Origin of the sequence: Halocynthiibacter sp. SDUM655004 (assembly GCF_026015885.1) — a bacterium.
Classification (GTDB): domain Bacteria; phylum Pseudomonadota; class Alphaproteobacteria; order Rhodobacterales; family Rhodobacteraceae; genus Falsihalocynthiibacter; species Falsihalocynthiibacter halioticoli.
The window spans coordinates 1,302,857-1,329,848 of sequence record NZ_JAPDUG010000001.1; the positions used below are offsets into that span (position 1 = coordinate 1,302,857).

21 protein-coding genes and 1 tRNA gene are annotated in these 26,992 nt (G+C 55.8%); 9 read left to right on the top strand and 13 right to left on the bottom strand.

Annotated features, from left to right (window positions below):
- The first annotated feature begins 156 nt into the window (after positions 1–156).
- Positions 157–1,635, top strand: coding sequence for a divergent polysaccharide deacetylase family protein (locus N9C89_RS06375; RefSeq protein WP_263952998.1), 1,479 nt, complete (start codon positions 157–159; stop codon positions 1,633–1,635).
- Positions 1,636–1,721: 86 nt separating this feature from the next.
- Here the strand turns inward: N9C89_RS06375 and N9C89_RS06380 are convergent, their stop codons facing one another.
- From N9C89_RS06380 to fabI, 7 genes are all read right to left on the bottom strand, one after another.
- Positions 1,722–1,886 carry a hypothetical protein gene (locus N9C89_RS06380; RefSeq protein WP_263952999.1) on the bottom strand — a complete coding sequence of 55 codons (165 nt, stop codon included), beginning with the start codon at positions 1,884–1,886 and terminating at the stop codon, positions 1,722–1,724.
- 149 nt (positions 1,887–2,035) lie between these two features.
- Positions 2,036–3,547, bottom strand: a complete 1,512-nt coding sequence (gene trpE, locus N9C89_RS06385) for an anthranilate synthase component I (RefSeq protein WP_263953000.1) — start codon at positions 3,545–3,547, stop codon at positions 2,036–2,038.
- Between the two features lie 45 nt (positions 3,548–3,592).
- Positions 3,593–5,422: a peptidylprolyl isomerase gene (locus N9C89_RS06390; RefSeq protein ID WP_263953001.1), complete on the bottom strand. Its 1,830-nt coding sequence runs from the start codon at positions 5,420–5,422 to the stop codon at positions 3,593–3,595.
- A 106-nt stretch (positions 5,423–5,528) separates the two neighbouring features.
- Positions 5,529–6,722 (bottom strand): aminotransferase, encoded by a 1,194-nt coding sequence (locus N9C89_RS06395; RefSeq protein ID WP_263953002.1) that lies wholly within the window; start codon positions 6,720–6,722, stop codon positions 5,529–5,531.
- Between the two features lie 19 nt (positions 6,723–6,741).
- Positions 6,742–7,260 carry a xanthine phosphoribosyltransferase gene (gene gpt / locus N9C89_RS06400; protein WP_263953003.1) on the bottom strand — a complete coding sequence of 173 codons (519 nt, stop codon included), beginning with the start codon at positions 7,258–7,260 and terminating at the stop codon, positions 6,742–6,744.
- Positions 7,261–7,293: 33 nt separating this feature from the next.
- Positions 7,294–7,905 carry a LysE family translocator gene (locus N9C89_RS06405; RefSeq protein ID WP_263953004.1) on the bottom strand — a complete coding sequence of 204 codons (612 nt, stop codon included), beginning with the start codon at positions 7,903–7,905 and terminating at the stop codon, positions 7,294–7,296.
- A gap of 22 nt (positions 7,906–7,927) precedes the next feature.
- Positions 7,928–8,740: an enoyl-ACP reductase FabI gene (gene fabI / locus N9C89_RS06410; protein WP_263953005.1), complete on the bottom strand. Its 813-nt coding sequence runs from the start codon at positions 8,738–8,740 to the stop codon at positions 7,928–7,930.
- Between the two features lie 116 nt (positions 8,741–8,856).
- Here fabI and pdxH point away from each other — a divergent pair, with 116 nt between their 5' ends.
- The 5 genes from pdxH (at position 8,857) to N9C89_RS06435 (ending at position 15,420) form a co-directional block, all read left to right on the top strand.
- On the top strand, positions 8,857–9,462 hold the full coding sequence (gene pdxH / locus N9C89_RS06415; RefSeq protein ID WP_263953006.1) for a pyridoxamine 5'-phosphate oxidase: 606 nt from the start codon (positions 8,857–8,859) through the stop codon (positions 9,460–9,462).
- A gap of 124 nt (positions 9,463–9,586) precedes the next feature.
- Complete coding sequence (locus N9C89_RS06420) at positions 9,587–10,120, top strand: cold-shock protein (RefSeq protein ID WP_263953007.1); 534 nt, start codon at positions 9,587–9,589, stop codon at positions 10,118–10,120.
- Positions 10,090–10,686 (top strand): DUF192 domain-containing protein, encoded by a 597-nt coding sequence (locus N9C89_RS06425; RefSeq protein ID WP_317134927.1) that lies wholly within the window; start codon positions 10,090–10,092, stop codon positions 10,684–10,686. Before N9C89_RS06420 ends, N9C89_RS06425 begins: the two co-directional genes overlap by 31 nt.
- A gap of 42 nt (positions 10,687–10,728) precedes the next feature.
- Positions 10,729–10,805, top strand: a tRNA-Pro gene (locus N9C89_RS06430).
- A gap of 925 nt (positions 10,806–11,730) precedes the next feature.
- Positions 11,731–15,420, top strand: coding sequence for a vitamin B12-dependent ribonucleotide reductase (locus tag N9C89_RS06435; RefSeq protein WP_263953008.1), 3,690 nt, complete (start codon positions 11,731–11,733; stop codon positions 15,418–15,420).
- A gap of 152 nt (positions 15,421–15,572) precedes the next feature.
- Here N9C89_RS06435 and N9C89_RS06440 read toward each other — a convergent pair whose 3' ends face one another.
- From N9C89_RS06440 to N9C89_RS06465, 6 genes are all read right to left on the bottom strand, one after another.
- A complete protein-coding gene (locus N9C89_RS06440; protein ID WP_263953009.1) occupies positions 15,573–16,508 on the bottom strand; it encodes a carbon-nitrogen hydrolase family protein in 936 nt (311 codons plus the stop codon).
- A 106-nt stretch (positions 16,509–16,614) separates the two neighbouring features.
- Positions 16,615–17,181: an acetolactate synthase small subunit gene (ilvN, locus tag N9C89_RS06445; protein WP_263953010.1), complete on the bottom strand. Its 567-nt coding sequence runs from the start codon at positions 17,179–17,181 to the stop codon at positions 16,615–16,617.
- A gap of 13 nt (positions 17,182–17,194) precedes the next feature.
- On the bottom strand, positions 17,195–18,949 hold the full coding sequence (locus tag N9C89_RS06450) for an acetolactate synthase 3 large subunit (protein WP_263953011.1): 1,755 nt from the start codon (positions 18,947–18,949) through the stop codon (positions 17,195–17,197).
- A gap of 416 nt (positions 18,950–19,365) precedes the next feature.
- Complete coding sequence (locus N9C89_RS06455) at positions 19,366–20,109, bottom strand: phosphotransferase (protein WP_263953012.1); 744 nt, start codon at positions 20,107–20,109, stop codon at positions 19,366–19,368.
- On the bottom strand, positions 20,106–20,756 hold the full coding sequence (locus N9C89_RS06460; protein WP_263953013.1) for a response regulator transcription factor: 651 nt from the start codon (positions 20,754–20,756) through the stop codon (positions 20,106–20,108). The genes N9C89_RS06455 and N9C89_RS06460 overlap by 4 nt, the downstream gene beginning before the upstream one ends.
- Positions 20,753–22,177, bottom strand: coding sequence for a cache domain-containing protein (locus N9C89_RS06465; RefSeq protein WP_263953014.1), 1,425 nt, complete (start codon positions 22,175–22,177; stop codon positions 20,753–20,755). Before N9C89_RS06465 ends, N9C89_RS06460 begins: the two co-directional genes overlap by 4 nt.
- 263 nt (positions 22,178–22,440) lie before the next feature.
- Here N9C89_RS06465 and N9C89_RS06470 point away from each other — a divergent pair, with 263 nt between their 5' ends.
- From N9C89_RS06470 to N9C89_RS06480, 3 genes are all read left to right on the top strand, one after another.
- Positions 22,441–23,526 (top strand): TRAP transporter substrate-binding protein, encoded by a 1,086-nt coding sequence (locus N9C89_RS06470; RefSeq protein WP_263953015.1) that lies wholly within the window; start codon positions 22,441–22,443, stop codon positions 23,524–23,526.
- A gap of 187 nt (positions 23,527–23,713) precedes the next feature.
- Positions 23,714–24,604 carry a TRAP transporter small permease subunit gene (locus N9C89_RS06475; RefSeq protein WP_263953016.1) on the top strand — a complete coding sequence of 297 codons (891 nt, stop codon included), beginning with the start codon at positions 23,714–23,716 and terminating at the stop codon, positions 24,602–24,604.
- A 17-nt stretch (positions 24,605–24,621) separates the two neighbouring features.
- Positions 24,622–26,982, top strand: a complete 2,361-nt coding sequence (locus tag N9C89_RS06480) for a TRAP transporter large permease (protein WP_263953017.1) — start codon at positions 24,622–24,624, stop codon at positions 26,980–26,982.
- The last annotated feature ends 10 nt before the right edge of the window (positions 26,983–26,992 follow it).

Sequence of the window (26,992 nt, forward strand, 5' to 3'; positions counted from 1 at the left end):
CGGGTGAACGCGGCGATTGTTTCGGGCTATACTTGCTCAGAGAGCCACCCACGGGTCAAGAGGCAAGCCGGTTTTTGCGCTGGCTTGGCCCGAATTTCAGGGAAAATGGCCATGAAATCAGCATGTCCTGTGAGGATGTGAAAAAGGACGAGGTATATGCAGGGATTCTTGAAAGGTGCGATTCTGGGCCTGTTTCTGGCCGTTGTGATCTTTGTTGTGGCTGCGGTGCTTGCGCCGCCAGTGGATCAGGCCAAACATAGCGAACCTCCTGCATCGGTTGAGGATCAGGATGTTGCCCTTGCTGCACCTGATTTGGCGGAAGCGCCTGCTGTTTCAACCGAAGCGGAAAAGGATGCCCGCGCAGGGGCAACGCCCGCCCGTCCTGAAGCTCCGGCACCAGACGATGGTAGCATTGTTATCCCCGAGCCAACCCAGAAAGTCGCGGTTGCCACTGAAGAGCCTTCTGCGCCTATTGCCCCTTCGGCGATCGAAGAACCTGATGCAAAGCCCGTAACGGAATCCACAACATTGCCGGAAACTGTTAAAATCGCAGAAGCCGCGCCCGAACAATCGCCCGAGGTCTCTACTGTTCCGGACACACCTCCCGCGCCAGAAGCGTTGAAGCTGCCGCAGATTGCGCCAGATGCTCCTGAAGCAGAGGAAGCAGAAGCATCCGAAGAGCGCCAGACCGTCCGGATTGATGCGCGCGAAAATCCGGTCCTGCGCAATCCCGAGCCAGAGGAAGACACAGAAGAAGAGTTGCCTCGCATTCAATCCGAAGCGGAATCCGAAAACGCGCCGCCCAATGCCTTGGTTCGCACACCTGATGCGCCTCGTGCCATTGGCAAACGCGTCTCGACCTTCTCTGATCGGGCCGAAACAGTGCTGACAAACCGTTTGCCGAGCATTGGCCGCGAAAGCGAAGAGGCCACAGGTTCCGCGCTTCAGAATCCGTCAAAACCCAACGCATTGCGCGATAATTCCCACGGGTTCACCGATACAGGGTTACCGATCGTCTCACTTGTTTTGCTTGATGAGGGAGTGGCCGAAACCGACCTTGCAGGATTTATCGAAGCTATGGGCGTTCCTGTGAGTGTGGCGATTGATCCGCTGTCTGAGCGCAGTGCCGAGCGAGCGGCGGCTTACTATGATGCCGGAGCTGAAATCCTCGCGATGCCTGCGTTCCCACAAGGGGCCACAGCGCAAGACGTAGAGGTGAACTTGGGGCAGGGGCTTTCGATTTTGCAAAACGCCGTTGCCGTCCTGCCTAAACCAGGAAGCAGCATGCCGCCGCGTACTTCGCTTGCGCAGGTTACGGCAATCGCATCGGCAACGGGCCACGGTATCGTTGCGCAAAAGATGGGCCTGAACTCCATCGGACAGCTTGCAGATCGCGCTGGCGTTCCAAATACACTTATCCAGCGTGTGGTGGAGCCAGAAACAACGCCGGATAGCCTCCGTGCTCAGATGAACCGCGCCATCTTCCGCGCCTCACAGGACGGCTCTGTGGTCATCTTGGCCCATGCCGATGACGCAACTCTAAGTGCGCTGTTGGAATGGGGCGTTGCGGATCGTCCAGCCTCGATAACTATGGCTCCTGTATCTGCTGTCTTGGGAGCGGGTACGACGCGCTAAGGAGCGGCTGGTGATTACCTGCTTAAAATATTTATGGCGCCGAAAACGACGCCATGAGCTTTAGGACAAATGAGCGTTTGTTTCTATTAGAGGAACAGTTTCGCTATCGCGACCATCGCAAGCGTAACACCAGACCCAACAACAAACGGATACCAGCGGTTCTCACCGTTGATTTTCGATGTTTCCGCGACAAGTTTGGCGATCTCTGCGCGCATCTTGTCGTCGGCAAGCGATTGTTCGGCGTTAGTCATCTTGTATTCCTCTGAGCAATTGTACCTGCGATCAGCTTAATACGCTCACTGAGTAAATATAGGGTGTACTTGCCCAAAATGCAATCAAAGCGCGATTGGCCCGCCGGATGTGCTCGATACCATCCAACCACCAAAAGATGTAGGAATTCTTACCCGTTGCCGTTAGCCAAGAAGACGCCTGCGTCCTCTGCAGCGGCGCGTATGGCTTTGGATTTATTGACGGTTTCCATATATTCGGCCTCTGGGTCGCTGTCATAGACAACGCCGCCGCCTGCCTGAATATAGAGCTTTTGGTCTTTCACAACAGCCGTGCGCAGGGCGATGCACATGTCCATATCGCCGTTGGCCGCGAAATAGCCGCATCCGCCGCCATAAACGCCGCGTTTTTCCGGCTCCAGCTCATCGATGATCTCCATTGCTCGGACTTTAGGTGCGCCAGAGACTGTGCCTGCGGGCATGCCGGCGAAGAAGGCTGAAAGGGCGTCCTGATCATCGGCCAATTCACCCACAACGTTCGATACGATATGCATCACATGGCTATAATGCTCGACAACAAATTGCTCGGTTGGGCGGACTGTGCCGATTTTGCTCACCTTGCCGGTGTCGTTGCGGCCCAGATCAAGCAGCATAAGGTGCTCTGCGAGTTCCTTTTTGTCGGCCATGAGGTCAGCTTCAAACGCTTTGTCTTCGGCCGGAGTTGCGCCGCGGGGGCGGGTACCGGCGATGGGGCGAATGGTAACCTCTTTGTCAAAGACACGTACGAGGATTTCGGGGCTCGCTCCGATAATCTGGAAGCCGCCGAAATTGAAATAGAACATGAACGGCGACGGGTTCGTGCGCCGCAAGCTGCGGTAAAGCGCAAAGGGCGGCAGCGGGAATTCCTGTGTCCAGCGCTGGCTCGGCACCACCTGAAAGATGTCGCCTGCGCGGATGTATTCCTTGGCTTTCTCAACCGCATCCAAATAGCCCTGATGGGTGAAGTTTGACTCAAGCGGGCCAAGCTCGGCCTGTGCGCCGAGGTTGCGGCTCTCGCTTGGCATCTGGCGTTCAAGATCACGCACGGCGTCCATCACGCGTTCTGCGGCTTGGGCATAGGCAGCGCGGGCGGATTGACCGTCGCGCACCCACGCGGGCGAAACAACGGTAACCTCGCCCTTTACCCCATCCAACACAGCAACAACCGACGGGCGGATCATCACCGCATCGGGAAGGCCCAACGTATCGGGGTTCACATCCGGCAAGTGCTCAACGAGCCGGATCATGTCGTATCCAAGATACCCAAAAAGCCCGGCCGCCGCGCTCGGAAGCTCTGGCGGCATTTCGATGCGGCTCTCTTCGATCACGGCGCGCAGGGCGGTAACCGGGTCTTCTTCGCACGGCACAAAGGCCTCGCGATCAAACCGTGCCTCGCGGTTCAGGCGGCTTTCGGTGCCGTTACACTCCCAGATGAGATCCGGTTTCATACCGATGATCGAGTAGCGCCCGCGGGTTTCACCGCCTGTCACACTTTCCAGAACGAAGCTGTCTTGCCGCGCTTGGGAGAGCTTGAGGATCAGCGAAACCGGCGTGTCGAGGTCAGCCGCCAAGCGGGTATAAACCACCTGATTGCGCCCCGCAGAATAGCCGGACTCGAATTCGTCGAAACTGGGCGTAAGGGCCACAGGCGCCTCCTCAAATCTTCTTGTCTTGTGCCCCGTAGGCCGCTGTTATTGTGTGAAGTTTGCGTGAACCGCGTTCACCACAGCTTCGTTAATTGTCAGCCCCTCGCTGGCACGCAAGGTATCAGACAGCGCGGCAAGCGCATCTTGTGTGATCGACTGGCCAAGGCTCGCTTCGAGCGCGCTCCGTAGAGCAACAACTTCGGGGTTCTCAAGGTCTGGGCCGTTGCTAGCATCGAGCCGCACAAAGATCACACCGTTTTCGGTCGGGATGTTGCGTCCTTCGCCAATCTCCATTGCAAACACGGTTTCCATGAAGTCTGCTGGTGTGCCTTCGATATAAGCCGTGCGGGTTTGGTCGGTTTCGATCGTGACAGTTAGGCCAAGTGTCACAGGATCAGCGCCAGCTTGGATTGCGGCCTGAAGTTCTTCGGCCTTGGCTGTCAGGGCCTCTTGCAAACGCTCATTGCGGATGGCTTCGCGTACATCTGCGCGGACTTCGGAAAGGTCTTGCAGGCGTGGTGGAACTTCGGCCTCAAAGCGCATGGCGAACACGCCGCCATCTTCAAGAAGGATCGCCTGTTCAAAATCGCCTTCTTGTAACTCAGCAGCAGCTTCACGGAAGGCGCCGTAACCGGCAATCCCGTCCGTAACATCCTCTGACCATTCAATGGTGCCGAGCGTTAATGATGTTTCTTCGACCAACTGCTCAAGTGACACACCGGAAGCGAGTTTGTCGTCGATCTCTTCAAGGCTGTCCTCGATGCGGCGGCGGGCAACATCGCCCACAAGCTCTTCACGAAGTTCGGGAAGGGCCTCTTCATAAGTCGTTGTCTGTGCGCTCAGTATCGCGTTCATGCGGAACAGGGCTGGGCCGAGGTCCGTTGGGAGCGGGCCAATGATGCCAGGCTCTTCCATCGCATAAATCGCGTCACCAGCTTCGCCGAGATCAGCTTTGCTTTGGTCGCCAAGATCAACGTCACCCATGGTCAGCCCGCGGCCTTCGACCAGCGATTGAAAAGTGGTTTCTCCTGCATCAATCATGGATTTTGCCGAAGCGGCGGCCTCTTCGGAGGAGAACACAAGGCGTTCTACCAAACGGCGCTCTGGCACCTGATACTGCTCTGCGCGGTCGTTATAGAGCGCGCGCAACTCCTCTTCGGCCACATCAACTTCGTCGATTAGGTCAGTTGGCGTCACCCAAGCATAGGTGATGCGCTTGCGGGCGGGCAGGGTGAATGCATCTTCGTTGGCTGCATGATAGGCCACGAGATCTTCTTCGGTGGCTTCGGGAAGTTCTTCGTCAAGCAGAGCTTCGTCAACGATGGCCCAAGTGAAATCACGGCGACCTGCAACATAGGCAAGCGCGTTGTCGACCAGAGATTCAGGTGCGGTGATGCCGCCAAGTGTTGCTTGCTCATAGAGGCTGCGTGCGGCGTCTGCGCGCACGGACTCTTCGAATTGCGATTCCGTTAGGCCGGATTGCTGGAGGGTGAACCGATAGGCTTCGCGGTCGAACGATCCATCAAGACCGATAAAGCCCGGTGTTTCGGCCAAAAGCCGCGCCACATGCTCGTCACCAACGGACAGGCCGACCTTTGCGGTTTCATTGTCTAGGGTCGCGCGGTTGATTAATTGTGCCTGAACCTGACGATCTACGCCGGCTTCGACGGCCATTGGGAGCGTTACATTCACGCCCATTTGTTGAGAAAATCCGCGAAGTTCGGCCTGTAGCGCGAGAGCGTATTCATTCGCGGTCACTTCGGTGTCGCCGACCTTTGCAACTGGAGTCGCTCCGCCGCCAAAGCTCGTAATACTGAAACCGGCAAGACCGATACAGAGCATCCCGACCAAAAGCCACGCGAAGAATTTGGACATACCACTCTTGGAACCGCTCGACATATTTCTCCAACCCTTTTTCAATTGTTCCCGAATGTTTAGGGCTTTGCATGGGGGGGAGCAAGAGGCGCTGCGCGCCCAGAGGCTAGAATTGCAGGGTTTTTAGACGATCAAACAAAGTAGAGATGCCCGCCGTGTCGATATTGGCGAATGCCACACGCAATTCGCGCGCGCCGCTTGGGTCTTTGGCGGGTTTGAACATGGTCCCCGGAAGAAGGAGAACAGAGGCTTTCTCGACCAGCGCGGGAGCGATTTCATTGGAGGGTTGCGCAAAAGGATGGCGCATATAGGCGAAATACGCGCCCGCACCGAGCAACTCCCAGCCTTGTTCGGCAAGTGCGGGGAAGCCCGCCACAATTGCATCCTTGCGTGCAAGGATTTCGCGCCGCTCACCTGCGAGCCAATCTCCGAGGTTTTGCAGCCCCCAAAGCGCTCCGATCTGACCAAGCTGGTTCGGGCAGATGGTGACTGTATCTAAAAATTTCTCGATTTCGCTTAGGAAACTCGGCGCGGCGATGATTGCGCCAACGCGGTGCCCCGTTAGGCGGTAGGCTTTGGAGAATGAATACAGCTGAATCACCGTGTCGGACCAATCTGCGTCTTGCAGAAGGTCATGCGGCGCACCGGTTTGGCTGTGAAAATCACGGTAGGTTTCGTCGAGGATCAGCGCGATGTCATGTTGGCGTGCGAGATCACGGAAAGCGGCAATGAGGCTTGCAGGGTACTCAACGCCGCCGGGGTTGTTCGGGCTAACCAAAACAAGCGCACGGGTGCGTCGCGTTATGAGGCTTGCGGCCTCTTCCGGGTCGGGCAGCAGCCCCGCACGCGCCGGAAGCGGCACTGCGCGGACACCTTGCATCTCGCACCACATTTGATGGTTGAAGTACCACGGTGTGGGGATGATGACTTCATCACCGGCGCCCGCAAGCGTGGCAATCGTTGCGGCGAAGGCTTGGTTGCACCCCGCTGTTATCGCGACGTTTTCGGCCGAAACTGATCCGCCGTAATGCGCGGCCCATTGGCCAGCCAGTTCCGCACGAAGATCAGGTCGGCCCAGCACCGCGCCATAGAGGTGACTATCGGGGCGGGACAAGATTGCATCGGCCATGGCCGCACGCATCTCTTGCGGTGGAACCTCGACAGGTGCGGCTTGGCTCACATTCAAGAGCGGGCGCTCGGACGGAAACTCCACGCCCTCAATCCAGCGCCGCGCTTCCATGACGGGCGGCGGCGCGGTGGCCAACATGGCCGGATTTCGGGCGAGGGAGGGTTTAGTCATCCTTAAGGATCAATCCGGCTTAGTCGGTGCCGCGATAGGGCTCTACATATTGAAGCGCCATATCCCAAGGGAAGAAAATCCACGTATCCTGACTGACCGAGGTGATATAAGTATCGGCCTGTTTCTCGCCCTCTGGTTTGGCATAGACACATGCGAAATGGGCCTTTGGGTACATCTGGCGGACAAGCTCAAGTGTTTTGCCGCTGTCGACAAGATCGTCAATGATGAGGATACCTGTTCCGTCTCCCATCAATTCAGGGTCGGGCGATTTAAGAACCTCTGCTTCGCGGCGATCATCGGCTTTGCCGCCAGTGGAGTGATAGGATTTGACCGAAATTGTATCGACCGTGCGCACATCCAACTCGCGCGAAATAATCATCGCAGGGGCCATGCCGCCGCGCGTGATCGCAACAACCGCTTTCCACGCGCCGTCATCCGGCCCTTCGCCATCAAGCCGCCACGCAAGCGCACGGCTGTCGCGGTGGATCTGATCCCAGCTGATGTGGAAGCCTTTTTCATGGGGTAAACGATCAGTCATTTTTTATCTCTTTTGCGACTTTGTAACGGAAGCCTATGTGGCGGCGATTTTAACACCCAGTGCGGCAAGGAGACCGCCAAAGACTCGATCAATGGCGCCTTTAAGCCCCAGATAGCTGCGGCGGGTGGCTGGCAGGGAAAATATCCGCCCGACAAGAATATTCCAAGCAGTTTCGTTAAAGAACACTACGGCAAGTAGCGCAGCATAGACTTCGATGCCTACGCCAGCAGGGACCGTGCCGAGGAATATCGCCGCAAACAGAACCGCAGGCTTCGGATTGGCAAGCTGGGTGACGAGGCCAAGTACAACGCCGCGCCCGAAGCTCGGTGGCGTTGCAGAGCCGTCAGTTTCGATTGGGGTGTCGGCCTGTTTCCAGAGCTTTATCGCCATATAGACAAGGAATGCCCCGCCACAGAGTTTGAACGCCCAGAGTAGGGCGGGCATATAAGTAAAGAGCAGCGACAACCCAAACAGCGCCGCCATGGCCCAGATGACGCCGCCGATTCCAATGCCGATTGCCACGCCAGTTGCGGCGCGGAACCCGTGGGTTACGCCCGTGCGGGCAGCCATAAGAACGGAAGGGCCGGGACTGATGGCGGCCATCGCATGCAAAAACGCGATGGCCAGAAAAGCGCTCAACGTCACGCGACGGCTCCTTTATGACGGATCACTTGCGGCCGGTGACAGCGTCGATATCAGGCGCGTCAACGGCCTTCATGCCGACAACATGATAGCCCGCATCCACATGCAGGTTTTCGCCCGTTGTGCCTGTTCCCAGATCTGAGAGCAGATAGACAGAGGCCTTACCCACTTCTTCTTGGGTCACGTTGCGGCGAAGCGGCGAGTTCAATTCGTTCCATTTCAGGATGTAACGGAAATCGCCAATGCCGCTGGCGGCCAGAGTTTTGATCGGACCGGCGGAAATCGCGTTAACGCGGATACCGTCCTTGCCAAGGTCTTCGGCGAGGTATTTGACCGAAGCTTCAAGCGCGGCTTTGGCAACACCCATCACATTATAATGCGGCATGACCTGCTCGGCGCCATAATAGGTGAGGGTAAGCATCGAGCCACCTTCCGGCATCAACTTTGCGGCTCGCTGCGCGACGGCTGTGAACGTGTAAACCGACACATCCATCGTCATGTTGAAGTTCTCGCGGCTTGTGTCGACGTAGCGGCCACGAAGCTCGTTTTTGTCGGAAAAACCAATCGCATGGACGATAAAGTCGATCTTGCCCCATTTGGCTTCGACCTCTGCAAAAACGCGGTCAAGCGAGGCTTCGTCTGTCGCGTCACAATCAAATAGCGTCTCCACACCAAGTTGTTCGGCGAGTGGCGCGACGCGTTTCTTGAAGGCCTCTCCCATATAGGTAAATGCCAGTTCGGCGCCATGCTCGGCACAGGCCTGCGCAATGCCCCAAGCAATTGATTTGTCGTTGGCCAGGCCCATAATTAGCCCGCGTTTGCCGTCCATCAGTTTCATAGCATGTCCATTAGTGAGTGCCTCTATCCTCAATCGACTTACGGTATTGGGCGAGTTGCATCAAGCCTGATACCGTGGTCAATTTGGCGCCAACGACTCGTAAGAAAGCGAATTCCATGAGCGATATGCCTAAAATTTTTCGGGGCGATGACCCTTTCGTAATAGCGCAATCTTGGCTTGCGGAGGCGGAGAAAAACGAACCGAACGATCCGAATGCAATCGCCCTTGCGACGGTTGATCAAGATGGGCTGCCCAATGTGCGGATGGTTTTGCTCAAGGAGATAGAGGCGCAAGCGTTTGTTTTTTATACAAATTACGAGAGTGCAAAAGGACAGGAACTCGCAGCAAGCGGCAAAGCGGCCTTTGTTATGCACTGGAAATCACTGCGTCGCCAAATTCGCGTGCGCGGTACCGTTGAGCGCGAAGAAGGGCCGCAGGCCGATGAGTATTTCGCCAGCCGTTCGCTCAAAAGTCGCCTTGGCGCATGGGCATCGGAGCAATCTCGACCACTCGCCTCACGCGCGAGTTTAGTTGCAAAAGTTGCAAAAGTGACGCTAGGTAAAGGTTCTAACCCCGAACGCCCGCCATTTTGGGGCGGATTTCGTATCCACCCAACCGAGATAGAATTTTGGGCTGACGGGGAATTCAGGCTCCATGATCGCTTTGTTTGGCGTCGGGAGACTTTGGCAGATGCTTGGAATATCCAGCGGTTAAATCCGTGACATTCTGGTGTACGTCGGGTCATTTTATGGTGGAGAATTTTTTTTTCGCTTGAAACGTCTGGGTTGTATAGCCAAAACACTTGTGGGCAGTAGGTAATTTAGGCGCCAGAATGGCGTGATGGGGATGACAGAAGAAAACGCGCAAGGACCGATCGTCCTAGGACAGGTAAAGTGGTTCGACCCTGTTAAAGGGTTCGGATTCGTAATCCCGCCGGAAGGTGGGCCCGATATCCTTTTGCATGCAAACGTGCTTCGCAACTTTGGACAGGGGTCGGTGGCCGAAGGGTCCGGCATAGAAATTCGTGTGCAGGAATCGACGAGAGGCCTTCAGGCCGTGGAGGTGCTGCAGATCAGCCCGCCCACGCCTGCGAAGCCGGACGAAGAACCAAGCAATGATTTCGCGCCATTTGGTGATGACTCGCATGTTCCATTGGTGCCTGCACGGGTGAAGTGGTTCGACAAAACCAAAGGCTTTGGGTTTGCCAATACCTTCGGCAGTGCCGAGGATGTGTTTGTGCATGTTGAGGTTTTGCGTCTTGCTGGTCTTGCCGATCTACAACCAGGCGAGGCGATTGCCATGCGGGTTGTCGATGGCAAACGCGGGCGGATGGCCTCATCGGTCACGCCATGGGACGCGACCTTTACGGATCAGGGGTAAGTGGTGTGGCGCGTGTGAGCTTTATAATAGGCCGCGCGCGTTCCAAACCTGCTGATCGCACGGCTAATCGCTTACTTAATGTAATGAAACGTGCTGCCGCAGCGGCCTGTGTGGCGATTGCGGCATCTACTATGACCTCTGGAGCCATCGCCGAATGCGCGTCGGATCGCGTGTCGTTGCGTGGCCCATGGGGACAGGCGCAGTTCACGGTCGAGATTGCCGACACAGAGCGCAGCCGTGCCACCGGTCTCATGAATCGCGAATCTATGCCGCGCGGCGCAGGAATGCTGTTTCTCTATGATTCGCCCCGCGCGATGACGTTCTGGATGCGAAATACGCTGATTCCGCTCGACATCTTGTTCATCTCGCCACAAGGCGAGGTTCTGCACATCCATCAGATGGCAAAACCGCTCGACGAGACCCTGATTCCGGGGCCTGACGGGGCGATTGCGGTGCTCGAAATCAACGGCGGATTGGCCGAAACCTTTGGAATGACAGCTGGAACCGAAGTGCAGCATAATTTTTTTGAAAAATTTGGCGCTAAGTGGCCTTGTGAGGCGTCTTAGGGCTTTTCATTCCCGCGCAGTCACTTTAAAGAAGCGCTCAGTCGGGGCGTAGCGCAGCCTGGTAGCGCGACGGTTTTGGGTACCGTAGGTCGCAAGTTCGAATCTTGCCGTCCCGACCAACTTCTCTCAGTTTGAATTTGAATACATACGATGCACAGGCGTGGCGGTCTGTGTGGCGCTTTGATGTGCTTTTCTGTGTGCGCAGGTTCGTGGACCTGTAGGTAATGACAGCAACACGACATCGTACATTTCAGAAGAGCAGCACCGTTTAGATTCTTCGCGCCGCCAAACGCTGCGGATGATTACCTTGCGCATCAATATCTAGTGTTTCGCTAAAGCAATGCGCAGCGGTGGTACCGATGCCGTTGGCCGACACCCGAAGAAAACGCATCAAAGTGCCGCCGATTCCGGGCGGTGTTGATTCTCAGTCATCATCGTTCTGCCACATTATGTAGCGTTCGTGTTGCCGTGTGCTGCATAAATGTAGCGTTTTTAAGCAACGGTTGTTTTGGCTCGAAATTTTCAACCATAGGTTTTCAGTTCTTTGGTGGCCTCCGCGAGATGCCAACTCTGGCGTTAACCTTTTGTGGATAAGTTTGCGTGAATTCTTAACGGATTCCTCTAAAGGCCCTGACGTATTGAGAAAATCGAATGTGGACAAAATCGCGTGCCTCTCGTGATCCGCAACTCAGAATCAAATACCGCCGCGGGGATTCGCGTTCGCCATATTGGGTCAACTGAAAATCGACCCAAAAAATGCAAATAAATCCGTTGACCAAACCGGCGGATATACGCCAAGTTGTGGGGGCCGGTCGGGGAAGCCACAAGATTTAGTGGTAGAGCGGCAAAAGGGACAGATTTCTTACACTGAGATGCGAAACACTGGGTTCGCTCTTTGGCCGACGGTTTTGTGCGCCGCGGAGCAGATTTTTGCGCCCTTTGAAATACGCCCCCGACTGGCACGAAACCGCGCTGGTTCAGTCAGAACACAGCATCGAGAACACATTTAAGGCGGCGACAGGCCGGTGACGGGGCAACGATACAATGAAAATAGAACGCAAGTTTACAAAAGCCGGCAAAGACGCATACGAAACCCTCGAATTTACCGAAACTTCCTCTGAAATCCGCAATCCGGACGGCACAGTCGTTTTCCGGCTTGATGACGTTGAAGTTCCCGCAAGCTGGAGCCAAGTGGCCAGCGATGTAATTGCGCAAAAATATTTCCGTAAGGCTGGTGTTCCCGCTGCACTTAAGAAAGTGAAAGAAAAGGGTGTTCCAGAGTTCCTGTGGCGCTCGGTTCCTGATGACAAAGCGCTTGAGAAGCTGCCAGCAGAGACCCGTACAGGCGGCGAGATCAGTGCAAAACAGGTGTTCAACCGTTTGGCAGGCGCATGGGCCTATTGGGGCTGGAAGGGCGGCTATTTCAGCTCTGAAGAAGATGCGCGCGCCTACTACGACGAGATGCGCCACATGCTCGCCAGCCAACGCGCTGCACCAAACTCGCCGCAGTGGTTTAACACTGGCCTGCATTGGGCATATGGCATCGACGGTCCTGGTCAGGGTCACTATTACGTCGACTATAAGACAGAGAAACTAACACGCTCGACCTCGGCGTATGAGCACCCACAACCGCACGCCTGTTTTATCCAGTCGGTCGACGATGACCTTGTCGGTGACGGCGGCATTATGGATCTCTGGGTGCGTGAGGCACGCCTCTTTAAATACGGCTCTGGCACCGGCACCAACTTCTCCTCGCTGCGTGCAGCGGGTGAGGGGCTTTCCGGTGGCGGCAGTTCCTCCGGCCTGATGGGCTTCCTCAAGATCGGTGACCGTGCAGCGGGTGCGATCAAATCGGGCGGTACAACACGCCGTGCGGCGAAAATGGTTATCGTCGATGCGGACCACCCCGATATCGAAGAGTTCATCAACTGGAAGGTGCTTGAAGAGCAGAAAGTGGCCTCGATCGTCGCTGGCTCCAAGATGCACGAAGAGAAACTCAATGCGATCTTCGCAGCGATCAAAGCGTGGGACGGCAAAGTTGAAGATGCCTATGAGCCCAAGTCGAACGACGCCCTCAAAGAGGCCGTTCGCGCAGCGAAGAAGGTCAAGATTCCAGAAACTTACATCAAGCGCGTGCTCGACTATGCAAAGCAGGGCTATGATAGCATCGAATTCCCGACATATGACACAGACTGGGATTCCGAAGCCTATAACTCCGTTTCCGGTCAGAACTCCAACAACTCCATTCGTGTAACAGACGCCTTCCTCAAGGCAGTTGAGAACGACGGCGATTGGCAGCTCATCGACCGCACAACCGGACGCGTGAACAAGACGATCCGTGCCCGTGAATTGTGGGAGCAGGTTGGTCATGCGGCTTGGGCCTGTGCTGATCCAGGGATCCAGTACCACGACACCGTAAACGCATGGCACACATGCCCAGAAGATGGCGAAATCCGCGGCTCCAACCCGTGTTCCGAGTATATGTTCCTCGATGACACGGCCTGTAACCTCGCGTCGATGAACCTGCTGACCTTCCTAAAGGATGACGAGTTCCAAGCCGAAGATTACATCCACGCCACGCGCCTCTGGACATTGACGCTGGAAATCTCCGTGACAATGGCGCAGTTCCCGTCCCAAGAGATCGCGCAGCGATCCTTTGATTTCCGTACTCTGGGCCTTGGTTACGCCAACATCGGCGGTCTGCTGATGAACATGGGGTATGGATATGACTCCGATGCGGGGCGCGCGCTTTGTGGTGCTTTGACGGCGGTTATGACCGGCGTTGCCTACGCCACGTCGGCGGAAATTGCGTCCGAGCTTGGCGCCTTCTCGAAGTACGAGAAAAACGCCAACCACATGCTCCGTGTAATCCGTAACCACCGCAATGCGGCTTATGGAAAAACAACGGGCTACGAAGGCCTCGACATCAAGCCGCTTGCACTTGATCATGCAAGCTGCCCTGATAAGCGGCTGATTTCGCTCGCGAAACAAGCGTGGGACGAGGCGCTCGAACTGGGTGAGAAACACGGCTATCGCAACGCACAGACAACAGTGATTGCGCCAACTGGTACAATCGGCCTCGTGATGGACTGCGACACAACGGGTATTGAGCCAGACTTCGCTCTGGTGAAGTTCAAGAAACTCGCAGGCGGTGGTTACTTCAAGATTATCAACCGCTCGGTACCTGCGGCGCTTGAAAAGCTCGGGTATGGTTCTGCTCAGATCGAAGAGATCGTCAGCTATGCCGTGGGCCACGCCAGCATCGGCAACGCACCTGGCATCAACCATACATCGCTGATCGGACATGGCTTTGGCCAAACAGAGTTGGACAAGATCGAAGCCGCGCTTCCGAGCGCCTTTGACATCCGTTTTGTGTTCAACCAGTGGACCTTGGGCGATGATTTCTGCACCAAAACACTTGGCATCCCGCAATCGAAGCTCACCGATCCAAACTTCGACCTGCTGCGCCACCTTGGCTTTAGCCGCGAAGAGATCGAAGCAGCGAATGACCATGTTTGTGGCACCATGACACTTGAAGGCGCGCCGCACCTTAAGGAAGAGCACTACAATATCTTTGATTGTGCGAACCCTTGCGGCAAGAAAGGTAAGCGTTTCCTGAGTGTTGATAGCCACATCTATATGATGGCAGCGGCGCAGTCCTTTATCTCTGGCGCGATCTCCAAGACGATCAACATGGCCAATGACGCCACTATCGAGGATTGCCAGAAAGCCTATGAGCTTAGCTGGAGCCTCGGCATCAAGGCCAACGCGCTTTATCGCGATGGCTCCAAACTAAGCCAGCCGCTTGCAGCCGCGCTGGTTGAGGATGACGAGGACGCGCAAGAAACGCTTGAATCCGGTTCCGCTCAGGAAAAAGCCGCTGTTCCGGCCGAGAAGGTCGTTGAAAAGATCGTTCTCAAAGAGGTTGTCAAATCCCACCGCGAGAAAATGCCGGAGCGCCGCAAGGGCTATACGCAGAAAGCGGTTGTTGGCGGGCACAAGGTCTACCTGCGGACCGGCGAATACGAAGACGGCAACCTTGGCGAAATCTTTATTGATATGCACAAGGAAGGGGCGGGCTTCCGTGCCATGATGAACAACTTTGCCATCGCGGTTTCGGTTGGGCTTCAGTACGGCGTTCCGCTTGAAGAGTTCGTTGACGCGTTCACCTTTACCAAGTTCGAGCCTGCGGGCATGGTTCAAGGCAACGACAGCATCAAGAATGCAACGTCGATCCTTGACTATATCTTCCGCGAACTCGCTGTATCTTACCTTGATCGCACCGATCTGGCCCATGTGAAACCAGAAGGCGCAAGCTTTGATAGCCTTGGCCGTGGCGAGGAAGAAGGCGTGGCTAACGTTCAAGAGATGAGCGAAACAGCAGCGTCCAAGTCCTTGGAAGTGTTGAAACAAATCAGCTCGACAGGCTATCTGCGTAAGCGGGTTCCAACAGACCTGTCCTTGCTTCAAGGAAGCGCTGGCGCAACCGCGCTCGACAATGCAACCGACGCAACGGCTGCGCTGCAAACTATGGTGCCTGACACGGCTGCTGACGCAACTGCGGTCTCAAGTGGCACAGTGGCAAGCTCCGCCACTCAGATGGACGCGCGCTCCAAAGCCAAGATGCAAGGCTACGAAGGCGACCCATGCGGCGATTGCGGCAACTACACTTTGGTGCGCAACGGCACCTGTATGAAATGCAACACCTGCGGCGGGACATCCGGCTGTAGTTAATTAGAGATCCGGGGCGGGTGCGCTCGCCCCTGACGCGGATCAGGCCGCAGGCAGAATACCGGGCGGTACACTAGAATGAGCCTGATTAGCGAAACTAAAGGGTCCCTTCGGGGGCCCTTTTTTCTATTTAATGGTAGTGGCTTAGCGCTGGATTAGTTCGGAAACTCGACTGGGCGCTGTGCTTCGCGGTTGACGTTAAGCGTAAACACATCCGGTCGTGAATAGTGCCCCGTCGCATCGAATTTACGGCGCGCCGCGCTCGCTAGGCTGGCGTCAACCTCCGCCCAGAGTATGCCTTTCTCTTTGCGCATCGGCCCTGCGGCCAATCCACCAAAAGGTTTGTAAACCACGGCGTCTCCGTCGTTGATCCATTCCTTATCGTCGGGGAAAATCTCTTTGCGATGCGGTGTATTTTTCGGGATGTCTTTGCCCTCAAGCTGAGTGGAACAACCGATGACCCAACATCCTCCTTCACGCGCGATATGCTGCATGGTTGCAAGCCAGCTTTCGCCCGTGTCCCATGTGGGCGCGCAGTAGATTTCTACGTTCTGGGCGTAGAGCGCATAGCGGGCGAGTGGCATATAGTTTTCCCAACAGAGCAGCGCGCCAACGCGTCCCACGGCGGTGTCGACGACCCGAAGACCGCTGCCGTCGCCAAAACCCCAGACCATGCGTTCCGGATTGGTCGGCATCAGTTTTCTGTGGTTGTTCAATAGCTTGCCGTCTGCATCAATGATGCAGACGCTGTTGAAAATCGTGCTTCCCGAAGCGGTGCCATCTTTTTCCTGATAGCCTGCTACAATCACCACCCCATGTTCGCGGGCGGCATCTTGTAGCGGCATGAGGTCGCCTTGGCTGCGGTCGATGCAATTGGCCAGAAGGCGGGCATAGATATCATCGGTTTTGCCCATATCTTTGCCCGGCGTCAGGCGCCAAACAAAGGAGGGATACCCCGGAAACCAAGCTTCTGGGAAAACAACGAGCCCCGCGCCATCACGCGCAGCGGCTTCGACAAGTTCGGCGGCACGCTGCATGGTTTTGGCAAGATCGAGGTAGACGGGTGGTTCCTGAATTACGGCAGTCTTCATCACATACTCCCCATTCTAAAAGCGAGAGTATGCCACAACTAACGAATTCCTCAAAACGGAGCGGTATACCCACACCGTTTCGAGGGGATTTTCAGCGCTTTTTGCGTTATTTCTCGGGGCCGCGTCCAAGAGCGGCAACACCAGTTCGTGCGGTTTCCACGAGGCCAAGAGGGCGCATCAGATCGGCAAAGGCGTCGATTTTTTCGCTGGTGCCGGTCATTTCGAAGATGAAGCTGTTGAGCGTGCTATCCACAACATTTGCGCGGAAAATATCAGCAAGGCGCAGGGATTCCACCCGTTGCTCGCCTGTTGCGGCCACTTTGAACAGCGCCAATTCCCGCTCCACGCTCGCGCCTTCGACTGTGAGGTCATGGACGCGGTGAACAGGGACGATGCGGCCAAGCTGGGCTTTGATTTGCTCGATCACCTGCGGTGTTCCCGAGGTTACGATTGTGATGCGAGAGCGGTGGAATTCGTGGTTCACCTCGGCCACGGTCAGGCTTTCGATGTTATACCCACGGCCCGAAAACAGCCCGATCACCCGCGCCAGAACGCCAGCTTCGTTGTCCACAACACAGGCCAGAGTGTGGGATTCAACAACATCCGCGTTTGGGTCGCGTAGGTCATAGGCGGAATGGCTTGAAGAGCCTTTTTTGATTTTTAGAGCAGACATTTACAGACCTTCCTTAAACTAGAACCGCGCCGGTATCACCAATTGCATCGGAGGTGTCGGCTTCGCCCATGATCATATCGTTATGTGCCTTGCCGGACGGGATCATCGGGAAACAGTTCTCGTGCTTCTCGACAAGGCAATCAAAGATCACCGGACCGTCGTATTCGATCATTTCCATGATCGCGTCATCAAGGTCTGCGGGGTCGGTGCAGAGGATGCCTTTCGCGCCAAAGGCTTCGGCGAGCTTGACGAAGTCAGGCAAGCTTTCGCTCCACGAATGGCTGTAGCGCTCGCCATGCAAGAGCTCTTGCCACTGGCGCACCATTCCGAGGCGCTCGTTGTTCAGAATGAACTGCTTTACCGGCAGGCGATACTGCGCCGCTGTGCCCATTTCCTGCATATTCATCAACCAGCTCGCTTCGCCGGCAACGTTGATCACAAGCGCGTCGGGGTGGGCGACCTGAACGCCGATACTGGCGGGGAACCCATAGCCCATCGTTCCAAGCCCGCCCGATGTCATCCAGCGGTTTGGCGCTTCAAAGCCAAGGAATTGCGCTGCCCACATCTGGTGTTGGCCAACCTCGGTCGTGATATAGCGATCATATTTTTTCGTAAGCGCTTCAAGGCGTTGCAGCGCGTACTGTGGTTTGATGATTTTGTCTGAATTGATATAGGACAGGCAGCGGCGGGCGCGCCATTCGTCAATTTGCGCGTGCCATTTGGACAGCGCCTCTGCGTTGGTTTTGCGGCCGCGTGCCTTCCAGATTTTGAGCGCATCCTCAAGCACATGGCCAACGTCACCGATGATCGGAACATTAACGTGGATCACTTTGTTGATCGAAGAGGCGTCAATGTCGATGTGAACCTTGGTGCTTTTTGGGCTGAACGCATCGAGGCGGCCTGTGATCCGGTCATCAAACCGCGCGCCGATGTTGATCATCACGTCACAGTCGTGCATCGCCATGTTGGCCTCATAGAGACCATGCATACCGAGCATACCGATCCAGTTTTTGCCTGATGCGGGATATGCGCCAAGCCCCATGAGGGTGGATGTAACTGGAACATTCGCGGCATCGGCCCATTCACAAAGCAATTGGCTCGCGGCAGGACCAGAGTTGATGACGCCACCGCCCGTATAGAAGATCGGCCGCTCGGCTGTTTCGAGCAGTTCAACCATTGCGGTGATGGCTTCAACGTCGCCTTTCATTGACGGCTGGTAATTCGCGACATTCGCTGTTTTCGGCTCTGTATATGTGCCTTTGGCGAACTGAACATCCTTCGGGATATCAACAAGCGTCGGGCCCGGGCGGCCTTCGGTTGCAACGTGAAAGGCTTGGTGGATCGTTTCGGCAAGCTTGTCCGTTTCCTTCACCAGCCAGTTGTGTTTGGTGCAGGGGCGGGTGATGCCAACCGTGTCGGCCTCTTGAAAACCGTCGGTGCCGATCATGAAGGTCGGAACCTGTCCGGTGAGAACAACAAGCGGGATCGAGTCAAGGAGCGCATCGGTCAACCCCGTAACAGCGTTGGTCGCGCCAGGGCCGGAGGTTACCAAAACAACGCCGGGCTTTCCGGTGCTGCGCGCATAGCCTTCGGCAGCGTGAACAGCGCCTTGCTCATGACGTACGAGGATATGGCGAATGTCGTTCTGTTGAAAAATCTCGTCATAGATGGGTAGGACAGCGCCACCGGGATATCCAAAGATTGTATCCACACCCTGATCCTTCAGGGCTTGGACGATCATTTTTGCTCCGGTCATCTGCCGTTTCATCTTATGCTCCAATAATTGCGTGCCTTGCACGATCTTAACTCTGCTACAAAAAAGCCCCCGGAAATTTCCGAGGGCGCATGGGGATAAATCTGGATTTCCGTTACCGGCCCATGCGCATCTTTTCGACTAGAATGACAACAAACGACATTGTCGCGGCTCCTCTGTATGCTTTGGGGACATTACAACAAAAAAACCGAGCGTCAACACCGAAAATGCGACAAATGTGTCGCCTGAGGGATAAAATATTGCCGAAAGTTGCGAATTATAGAGGTTGAGAGGTAATTTTCGCAAAGCCGGGCGGAGAATACAGGGGCGTGTCAGCATGGTTTCCCCGTTTGGGCGCGGAGAAACGATGGGGTGTTCCACCAGTTTCGACGATTTCGGCTATTCTAAGGGAGCGCTTAACTTCAATGCGCTTATGACAGCGCGAGCAACAAATCGGCCATCCGACGAGCATAGTCAGGCTCTTTGTCCCAGCCGCTTGCCGCTTCCCAAGCATAATAAGCGCGCTGTTCGTTTTTTGTGGTGCGGTCAAAGGGCAAGAGCGGGAATTCGTCAAACAGCGCAATATCCCTACGGGCTTCATCCCAATCGATCAACACGGCGCGGCCGCTTCCCGTCATCAGAATATTTCCGGCCCCGAGATCACCATGGATTACCTCAAGCGGATTGGTGCAGAAATTTTCCCACGCCGTACGCGCGGCCGCCGCGATTTCATCGGGAAGGTTGCTAAAGTCGATGTCAGGGCCTTTGTCTTGATAGAGATAGTCACAGCTCGCCAGACATCCGGGGCGTTGCGGCATGCTGGCCGCCGCAGCGCGGAATTCGCGCATTGAACTTGCGAGATCAGGTAGGGAGCTTGTGGGGTAGGGTGTACCGAACTCGAAGCTTTCAAGTGTCCAGCCATCCTGTGCCAGCGTGCCGCCACGTGTCCTGTAACTGCGCGGCGTTATGAACCCAACTGACTCTGCATGGCGCTTGGCTTCTTGGAGCCATTCAAGCGAGTCTTGGGGCTCGGTTGTTGATTTTGCCACCAACTGGTTCTTGCCATCAGTCGCAAGGTAGACGCAGCTTCGCGTGCTTCCTTTGAGTGGGCGAAGTATTTCAATCTGCCCGAATTCGGACAGGTCCGGTCTATTGGATGCGGTTTTCCCGCTCAAAACGACACGCCTGTGCCTTGAAGAACCCCGTGCTCCATGGCGTATCGCGTTAGGCCGGCGGTGGAGCTGATGCCGAGTTTTCGCTTGATGTTCTTGCGATGTGTTTCGACAGTTCGCACAGAGATATTGAGGCTGTTGGCCACCTCCTTGTTCGAGCGACCCTGCGCGAGTTCGAGTAGAATGGTTTGCTCGCGGCTGGTGAGGGGCATGCGGCCATCATGGGTTTTCGGCTCGATCGCGGCAGTCGCGCCCGTGCAAAGATAGCTGCCACCCTTCATCACGGTATCAATTGCGGTTTTGATTTCTTCGGTCGGCACATCCTTGAGCAGATAGCCACGCGCGCCGTGGGACAGCGCCGTTGAAATATATTCCGGTGTGTCGTGCATCGACAGGATCAGGATGCGGGCCTCTGGACGTATTTCCAAGACGATTTCCGCTGCGGATAGCCCCCCCATTTCAGGCATGTTGAGATCAAGCAGGATTACATCAGGTGCAAGTGTTTCCACCTGATCGATCAATTCGCGCCCATTGGTGAGCGTTCCGATCACCTCAATATCGGGGTAGGTTTCGATGATGGATTGGATGCCTTCGGCAACCATCGGATGGTCGTCAACGATCAGCACGCGTGTAGGGGCGTTGGTGGTCATGCTATTTCCTTTGCAGGGCGTTCGGGCGCGAGCAGGTGGCTCAGAGGGATACGAACCTCGATCACCGTGCCTTTGGCGCTGGATGTCAGGCGCAGGGTGCCGTCGAGTTGCTCGACGCGTTCCTGCATGTTGCGCAGCCCGATGCCGTTTTCGCGGCGTAGGCTCGCGCTGTCGGGTAGGCCGTGTCCGTTGTCGGCAATGCGCATCGTTGCGCCACGTTTGTGGCCTGAAATGCGCATGCTTACATAGGTGGCGCCGGAATGACGTTCGATATTGGTCAGGGCCTCTTGCGCGATCCGATACAGGGCGATTTTGCTTTCCTGATCGAGCCGGTTTCGGAATACGGCCGTTTCAAAGTCGGTCTTGATGCCTGTGCGCGCTGTGAAATCCTTGGTTAGCGATTGCAGCGCTGGTCCGAGGCCAAGGTCGTCGAGGATGCCGGGGCGCAGATCGCGAGAAATGCGGCGGACTTCCTGAATGGCGCCGTTTAGGTGCGAAACCCCTTTCTCAAGGCTGTCAGAGGCGGTCGCGTCACCATTGGCAATCTTGCGCCGCGCCAATTCGAGCGCATAGCGCACGCCCACAAGGATTTGGCTGATCGAGTCGTGAAGCTCGCGCGCCACGCGGCCGCGCTCTTCCTCTTGAGTGTCGAAAATCCGCTGTGTCAGGGTTTTGAGCTTGGCATCGGCAAGGCGGCGTTCGCGGATGTTCAGCATTAGCCCCGAGAAGAAAACCACAAGCAGAGCGCCAAGCGTGATTGCCATGATATAAACAAAGGTGGCTTGAATACGTTCCTCAACCGTCGCGCGGGCCGTGGCGACCGTGCCGAGCACATCGTCGATAAATACGCCCGTACCAACAGCCCACCGCCAGTTTTGTAGCCCGATGACATAGGCAATCATTCGTCCGGTTTCGCCAGTCGAGGGTTTTTCCCAAAGAAACGTGTGATAGCCGGCGCCCGTACGGGCTTGCGCGATGAGCGTGTCTACGATCGGGGTGCCTTCCTCATCGGCAAGCCCCGCCCAGTTTTTGGTGATAAGTTCGGTGCGGCGTGGGGAGACAAGATTGTTGCCGTCATAATCAAAGACGAAATAGCTCCCATCTTCGCCAAATGTCATTGCCGAGAGGATCTGTGTGACACGCAGCTTGGCGTCATAATCATCCGGCGCAGCGCGACCATAGATAAAGAAGAACGCGCTTCGAGCGAGGTTCACATAGTTCTTTAGCTCGGTTTTCTTGGCTTCGATCAACTGATGCTCAAGCTGGCCGATTTCCTGATCTGCGAGCTTTTGGGATTGCAACGTCACCACAACAGAGATCGCCGCCGCCGCCACAATCAGCGGGACCGAGGCCAGCAAAAACACCTTCTGCCCGTAGGACAGATGGAGCTTGTTGTTCAATCTGGCGAGCAGTCCTGACACAGGGTGTTCCGGCGATTTGGTTAGGGGCGAGTCATTTGAGTTGCGGCAGAGTACTCCAAAACTGCAGCGAAAGCCCAGACTCCGTACAACACAAAGCCTGAAACGCCCGAATTCATTAAAGAAATCGGCAAAATTCGAGTGAAATACCCCGTTTCTGCGTAGTTGTTGGTATTTGCCAATTTCGCTTCTCTTTGTATGGTCCAAACACTTTCAACAATGACTCGGTCATAGGGGCCGGGTTTTCCAAAGGGGAGGAGACCTTTATGGATCGCCGTTCATTCCTGCGCACATCCGCACTTGGCGGGACAGCTGCTGCAGCATCGACACTCGCTACACCAAGCCTTTCGCAAAACAAACGCACACTGACCATGGTTACATCGTGGCCACGCGGTTTTGCTGTTCTTGACGATGCCGCCAGCTACTTCGAGCAGGCTGTTAACACAATGTCCGATGGCGAGCTGACCATCGAGAAGAAAGCTCCAGGCGAGCTCGTTGGCGCTCTCGAAGTGTTTGACGCTGTTTCTTCCGGTCAGGCTGATCTCTATCACTCCGCTGACTACTACTATATCGGTCAGCACCCAGCATATGCGTATTTCACCGCTGTGCCATTCGGCGCAACCGGTCAAGAGCTGACAAACTGGTACCTGCACGGTGGCGGTCACGAGCTTCACAACGAGCTTGGCGAAATCTTCAACCTCAAGTCGTTCCTCGCTGGTAACTCCGGTTCCCAGTCCGGTGGTTGGTTCCGCAAGGAAATCAACTCCGCAGAAGACCTCAACGGCCTCAAGTTCCGTATGCCTGGCCTCGGTGGCAAGGTTCTCGGCAAACTGGGTGCGTCGGTTCAGAACATCCCAGGCGGCGAACTTTACCAAGCGCTGTCTTCCGGTGCTCTTGACGGTCTGGAGTGGGTTGGCCCATTCGCTGACGAACGCGCTGGCTTCCAAGAAGTTGCCAAAGTTTACTACACTGCGGGCTTCCACGAGCCAGGTTCCGGCCTCTCCGCTGGTATGAACCTTGACGTTTACAACAGCCTGACACCATCGCAGCAGTCCATCATTGCGAACGCTGCTATGGCGACAACGCACTACAACCTCAGCCAAACACTTGCGAACAACGGTGCAGCTCTTGCCCGTCTGCAGCAGCAAGGCGTTAAAACACTTCAGTTCTCTGATGATGTTTGGGATAGCTTCGGTGCGGCTTCTAAAGAAGTTATGGACGAAAACATGGATGATCCGCTCTTCGCAAAAGTCCGCGAGAGCTTTGAAACATCTCTGGCGTCTTCTGCTTCTTGGATCCAGAAGTCTGACGGCTACTATGTCGCTCAGCGTACACGGGTTCTCGGCGGCTAAGCCAAGACGTGTGACAATATCGGGGCCTTCTGCGCAATCGCAGGGGGCCCTCTGACGTTGAGTGAGTTGCGCATGTAGCTCGGGGCCAAGCCCACAAAGAGAGCGCACGTAACACTTTTCCTCGACAGGAATTGCCGCCGGTCCCGACGTGCAATTCAGCTAATTTAAAGAGAACAGGGGGACGGAAATGCTGGATGGCATTATCTGGTTCTTTAAGAACATCTTACTCGGGTTCTACAACTTCGGATACGCTGTGACGCATCCGCATTTGTGGCTCAACTGGTCTGACAAAGCCGCGTTGATGAACTTTATCTACTACGGTGGATCGGTCGAGTTCTTCTTTGTGGTGCTTGATGCCTTCCTTGTGCTGACGGTGATTGGCCTATGGCGCAATAGCTTCATGTGGGGCTGCGTGCGGCTCTTTGAGGGGATCGGTAACTGGGTTGGCCGTATCTTTGCGTGGGCTGGCCTTGCGATGGTGCTTCAGCAGATCATCATTGTCTTTGTGCAGCGTATCTTTACGCAGGCGCAGATCAGCTTCGGTTTTGGCCCCGCGCTCACCAAAGACATCTCGTGGTGGAGTGAAGAACTCAAGTTCTACAATGCGCTCGTGGTGGCGCTCTGTGTCTCTTATACCTTTGTTCAGGGTGGGCATGTGCGGGTGGACCTTGTCTATTCCGCTGTTAAGTTCCGCACCCAACGCGCAATCGACATGTTCGGCTCGATCTTCTTTATGATGCCGATGGCCGTTCTGATCTGGATGTACGCGTGGTTCTTTATGTGGCGTCACCTCGTGACCCCGAAGATTTCCGCGACGGACAAGCTCGAACTGCTCGAGAAAAAGGCGCGTATCCTCAAGTGGAATGTTGAAACCATCGGCTTCTCGCCAAACGGGTTCAACGGCTATTTCCTGTTCAAAATCCTGCTCTTGCTGTTTACGGCGCTGGTGTTCATCCAAGCCGTGGCCTTCTTCTACCGCTCCTATCTCGAGCGCAAAGAAGGGCCGGCAAGCGAAGGCAAATTCCTCGACCGCGACACACTCGGCGAGGGCGAAGAAGCCTACGAAGGCACGCATTAATCTAAAGGGCAGAACCTATGTTATTCGGACTTGATGGCGTTGAAGTCGGCCTTATCATCGTCTTTCTTAGCCTCTTCGCAGGTATTCTTTCCGGCTTTCCGGTGGCTTTTGCCATCGCAGGGGCTGGGATTATTTCCTTCGGAATTATTGCCGCGCTCGACAGCGCCGGTATCCTCTATCACCAAGCTGTGGATCAAAGCAGCGAGGCGTTCCGAGACCTTGTAAATACGGGGATACATCCCGATACGATCTCGAAATTCCGCTATCCTGATTTGCCGCTGGTGATCGAGCCGTTGCTTGTTGGCGGTTGGGAAACCGCGCTGAACCGCAACATCTCTTTCATCGTCAACCGCATGAACGAACGTGTGTTCGCGGGGCAATCCATCGAAACGCTTCTGGCTGTTCTGATGTTTGTTTTGATGGGGATTACGCTTGAACGTTCCAAAATCGCCAACGATTTGCTGACAACCATGGCGCGGGTGTTTGGCCCGCTTCCAGGTGGTCTTGCTGTTTCGGTTGTGGTTGTGGGTGCGTTCCTTGCGGCTTCTACTGGCATCGTGGGCGCGACTGTTGTGACTATGGGTCTGCTTTCGTTGCCGACCATGCTGCGGAACAACTACTCGCCTGAGTTGGCGACGGGTGTGATCGCGGCGTCCGGTACGCTTGGACAGATCATTCCGCCCTCAATCGTGATCGTTCTTCTCGGAACGCTCGCGGGCGATCTCTATTCCGCCGCGCAAGAGGCGCGGGCAACCGAAGCGGGCTGTACCGATGCTCTGACATACCTTGGCGAAGCTGCGGTTGTGTCCGTTGGTACGCTCTTTCAGGCGGCAATCCTGCCGGGTGTGCTGCTGGCGCTGCTCTATGGGCTTTATGCCTTTGGTTATGCGCTGCTGAACCCGTCCAAAGCGCCTGCTGTTGTTTTGGATGACGATGCAGTTCCGGTTCCGGGAACGGGTCGCCGCAACAGCCTGACATGGTTCCTTGCGGTTCCTGTTATCCTGATCGGTGGTAGCTTGCTTCTTGGGCAAGTCAATGTGATCGGCAGCCAGAACATCACCGTGGCTAGCTATTCGGATGCGTCCGAGGGCGCCAGCCTGCGCACAAATGTGGGCGATCAGTGTAAGGCCTCGATGATCGAACTGCACGGGCAGGAAGCTTGGGATACAGCGATTGCCGAGCAGCAAGCGATTGAAGAGTCTGGCGGAGCAGTGGTGAGCCATGAGCTTTCTGAAGAAGAAGTCGAAACCGCTCTCGCCGAGAAAATCGCCAATGCGGCGCCAATCGGCACAGGTGTTGCGATCTTCTTCGTGTTCCTCGCATTGGTTCTGACAACTGCGCGCGGTGTTGCTCCGAACGCGGACAGCCGACCGTTGTTGATCGGTGGGGCAGGGATTGTTCTGGCATTCCTCGTCGACATCGTGCTGATCGCACCGACAACAAGCTCGGGCGCAGCCACTGTCTTGTTGGCCATTCCGATGGCGCTTGTGCTCTATGGTCTGGTCCATGCGATCAAGCTTTTGGGCCGCAACGAGCTTCTACGCGTTGTGTTCCCGCCGCTTGTGCTGATCATTGCGGTGCTTGGCTCGATCCTTGGCGGGATTACCAACCCAACACCTGCGGCCGCTCTTGGTGCGGGTGGGGCGTTGATGCTTGCTGCATACCGCAAGCTCCACGACGAAGGACGTAGCGGGCAGGTCATTCTGATCGCGGCATTCTCGATCATCGTGATGATCCTTGTTGGCGTGAACTTCGATCTGCGGATCACACGCGACTCGGTTCCGTTCGAGGATTGGGTGGCGTACTTCGTTGCGCTTAGTGCCTATCTGATTGCGATGTTCGGCATCCTCTTTAGCTGCTGGGTCCTGTTGCGCGGTAAGGTTCTGCCGCCAATCGTGCGGGAAACGGCCAAGGTCACGAGCATGGTGTTTACCATTCTCATCGGCTCGCAGCTCCTGAACCTCGTGGTGATCTCCTTTGGTGGTGAGCATTATATTCAGCAGTTCTTGCGCAGCTTTGACAATGAGTTCACGGTCTTCCTGATCGTGATGCTGGTGCTGTTCATTCTGGGCTTCGTGCTCGACTTCCTCGAGATCATCTACATCGTGATCCCGATTGTTGGGCCAGTGATTTACGGCGGCACGATGGATCCGAAATGGGTCACAATCATGATCGCGGTGAACCTGCAAACCAGCTTCCTGACGCCTCCGTTTGGCTTTGCGCTGTTCTATCTGCGTGGGGTTGCTCCGAAGGAAGTCACGACGCGCCACATCTATCGCGGTGTTGCTCCCTTCGTGTTGATCCAAGTGCTTGGGCTCGCGCTCTTGTGGCTGGTGCCATCGGTGGTGACTATCGTGCCAAACCTGATGGGCGGCTAGAAGCTGACCC